This window comes from Segeticoccus rhizosphaerae (assembly GCF_009192725.1).
Classification (GTDB): Bacteria; Actinomycetota; Actinomycetes; order Actinomycetales; family Dermatophilaceae; genus Segeticoccus; species Segeticoccus rhizosphaerae.
In genome coordinates this window covers 1-3,065 of the sequence record NZ_VOHR01000401.1, presented here as the reverse complement: position 1 = coordinate 3,065, position 3,065 = coordinate 1, and the positions used below count along the sequence as shown (strand labels likewise).

4 protein-coding genes are annotated in these 3,065 nt (G+C 71.2%); 3 read left to right on the top strand and 1 reads right to left on the bottom strand.

Annotated features, from left to right (window positions below):
- The coding region (locus FRW57_RS23550; RefSeq protein ID WP_162529433.1) for a hypothetical protein at positions 1–276 on the top strand (276 nt) is incomplete at its 5' end.
- Between the two features lie 74 nt (positions 277–350).
- On the opposite strand, the gene FRW57_RS19690 is transcribed toward FRW57_RS23550, so the two are convergent.
- Positions 351–554 carry a hypothetical protein gene (locus tag FRW57_RS19690; protein WP_152186843.1) on the bottom strand — a complete coding sequence of 68 codons (204 nt, stop codon included), beginning with the start codon at positions 552–554 and terminating at the stop codon, positions 351–353.
- Positions 555–758: 204 nt separating this feature from the next.
- Between FRW57_RS19690 and FRW57_RS19685 the strand changes: the two genes are divergently transcribed.
- Positions 759–1,037 (top strand): helix-turn-helix domain-containing protein, encoded by a 279-nt coding sequence (locus FRW57_RS19685; RefSeq protein WP_152186842.1) that lies wholly within the window; start codon positions 759–761, stop codon positions 1,035–1,037.
- Complete coding sequence (locus FRW57_RS19680; protein ID WP_152186841.1) at positions 1,034–1,303, top strand: helix-turn-helix domain-containing protein; 270 nt, start codon at positions 1,034–1,036, stop codon at positions 1,301–1,303. Before FRW57_RS19685 ends, FRW57_RS19680 begins: the two co-directional genes overlap by 4 nt.
- The last annotated feature ends 1,762 nt before the right edge of the window (positions 1,304–3,065 follow it).

The following is a 3,065-nucleotide window of genomic DNA, read 5'->3' as shown; positions in this document are numbered from 1 at the left end:
GCGGTGGCCCTGCTCCAAGCCACCGCCCAGGGCCGGACCCTGTTCGGGGTGGGGGCCGCCGCGGTGGTGGCGCTGTCCTACCTGGTGCCGTGGTGCCAGAAGCGGGCGGGCCGCGCGGCCGAGGCCGAGGCCGACACGGTAGTCATCGCCGCCGGTCTGGGACCCGAGCTGGCCGCCTTCCTTACCAATGGTCGGCCCACCTCTCGCGTCCTGGCCCGCGCCCGCCGGCTGCGGGGTCAGACGCCACGGTCCCGGCCGATGCGGGTCCCCGCCTGACCGGCGGTGGCCTCGTCACCGAAAACACTGGCCGGTCACCGGCGGCCCATCCGGCTGCGGTGGGGCCCGCCCGTTCAGCGCGGAGGAGAGTGATGGCCGCAGGCCGGGGCGTCGTGGGCCCGCGCCTGCACCTGCTCATGTTCGACGCGGCTGCGGGCCTGATCTTGGTCCGCGTCGGCGGCAAGGCGCTCACGGTCCTGGCTCGCGTCCTGGATGGCCACCTCCTGCGACCGGCGCTCCGCCCGGGTCTCCAGGTCCCGTGCGCGCGTCTCGTTCATCCATGCCTCACTCACCGTGCCTGCCTTCCGCGGGTACTCACCCCAAGGCACGGATCCGGTCCCGGTGATCACCGGCCGGGCCGCGAGCGCCACAACGGTGGTCTGGCGGTCACGCGCGACCGCCCCAACTCGGAGCACAGCCGACCGCGGCGGCCACAATGGTGTGTCAGGGTGAGAGCGCGTGGTTGAGAAAGGAGAGGGTGCATGCCCCAGTCAGCCCGGTCGACAGGCCGATTCATGACGCTGGACCAAGTCGCCGAGGAGCTGGCGACCTCGAGGGCGCAGGCCTATGCCCTGGTCCGCTCCGGTGAGCTGCCTGCGATCAAGGTCGGCGGGCGTGGTCAGTGGCGGGTGGAGTCGTCCGATTATCTGGGGGTCCGGCCTGGGGAGGTGGCATCGGCGCAGGTCAGGACGTTGATGACGCGTCCTCAACGTGTGGGGTGTGTTCTGGAGCGGCTTACGGATTTGGGGGACGTGGCGTGAGTGCTAAGGGCAGCGCGGGCCCGCGGTTCTTGCAGTTGGCCGATGTCGCCGAGGTGCTCAACATCTCCGCGGCGCAGGCCTATGCTTTGGTGCGGTCGGGCGACTTGCCGGCGATCAAGGTCGGCGGTCGCGGGCAGTGGAGGGTCGAGACCAGCTCGCTTGAGCAATTTATTGAGCGGGCGTATACCGACACGGCGCAGTTCGTCCGGACGCATCCGTTCGGCTCCGGCTCCGAGGACGGGGCGGACGAGCAGAGCAAGGAGTAGCGCTGGACGCTGTGTGAACGTATCGGTTGGCACGCCCTCGGCGCGTCGGTGCAGGACCTCTTGGGAGTTCCGTTCTGCGCTGACAACGCCTCCCCTCGAGACCGGCCATGCCCGAGCCAAGCGGTTCGCAGGACGGACTGGTTTACTCGCGGCGCAGCAGGTCGGGAGTGAGGCGTCTGCTGATGCCGGGCAGGGTGACGGTGGCGATGATCGCCGCGGCGACCAGGGCGGTGGTGCCCACGGTGAGGATGGTCGTGGTGGGCATCGTGTCGCTGACGCCGGTGAGCGTGATGTAGGGCCGCGACGGTCAGCGAGCCGAGCCCGACCGCCCCGATCAGGCCGAGCCAGAGGGGAATCAGGGTTTGCAGCAGCTGGCTGCCGCGCAGGATCCGTACCGGGACTCCGAGGGCGACCTGGCTGGCGATGTGGCGGCGACGTTCGATGGCGCGGTCGATCGTGGTCAGCAGTACGGCGAGCAGACCGACGCCGAGGACGATGACGGCCAGGGTGGTGATCAGCAGCTGGTAGCCCTGGACGGCTTGGTAGTCCTCGAGGTCGTCAAGGATGACCGTGACACCGAGGTTGTCGCCGATGGCCTGGACTGCTTGACGGGCCACGACGCCGGGGCCGGTGAGGACCTGGTAGCTGGTCGGGTCGTGGGTCAGGGACGCGATGTGCGAGGCGCCCGCGGGGATGAACAGTGAGTACCGCAGCGTGCCGGGGTGGCGGTCGTAGGTGGTGGCCTCGTCGGTGGCCAGGACCGTGGGTGTGGGTTGGATACTTGCTCGGTGGCCGTTGCTGCCGGTCAGGGTGATCGGGTGAGTGAGGCTGTGCTGGGGGTAGGTCGCGGAACTGATGAGGGAGATCGTGTCGTCGCGGCATCCGGGCACCACCTGGAGCAGGGCGAGCTGGTCGCAGGTGCCTACGAATACCTCGCCGCAGAAGTCGTCAGGGCCGCAGGTGCCGGAGGATGCCTGGATGCCGTAGTCCGCGATGACCGCCCGGACTCCCGGCGTGGCCCGCAACTGTCGCTGCACCCTTTGCGGGTCGAGGTCGGGCGCCAGGGACGGCGGGTCGGGCAGGAAGACCAGGTCCAGCTGTGGGCCGTGGGTCAGGGCGTGGTGCTGTGCTTGATACTGCGGGGTGGCTTTGAACGCGGTCAGCACGCCCAGCGCGCCGGTGATGACGAATGCGGCGATCGTCACGCCGGCGGCCATCCGGACCGCCGCGCCGGATTCGATCTGCAGGCGCCGCGCGGCCAGCCGCACGCTGGTGCCGCTCCGGCGCCGGATGAGCAGGTTTGCCGCCACGCCGACAGCGACGGGCAGGGCCAGCACCACGCCGACGCCGGTCAGGCCGGCGCCGCCGAGCATCACCATCACGCCGGTCAGGTCGGTGTCCGGCCGGATCCAAAGCAGCGTGGCGACCAGGGCGCCGATCCCGACCGTCAACGGCACCAGCCGCCAACGTGAGGGGGCTGCGGTGGTGCCTTCGTGGCGCAGGCTCAACGAGCCTCGGCGCAGCGCGCGGGTCGGGGCCAGGGAGACCACGACCGCGAGCACGACCAGACCCGCGCAGGCTGCCGCGGTGGCCGCCGGCGACAGGTGCAGCGGGCGAGCCAGCCAGCCGTGGCCGGCCACCGCGTGGGTGACCATCGGCGCGGCGGCCACGGCACCGGCCAGGCCCAGCAGCACGCCGGCCCCGGCCAGGATGGCGTTCTCGGTGCCGGCGACCAGCCGGGTCCGGGCCGGGCTCAGGCCCG

What these genes read in the sequence shown, in the direction of transcription:
- FRW57_RS19690 (WP_152186843.1), bottom strand. Translation starts at nt 554, where the DNA reads ATGAACGAGACGCGCGCACGGGACCTGGAGACCCGGGCGGAGCGCCGG.
- FRW57_RS19685 (WP_152186842.1), top strand. Translation starts at nt 759, where the DNA reads ATGCCCCAGTCAGCCCGGTCGACAGGCCGATTCATGACGCTGGACCAA.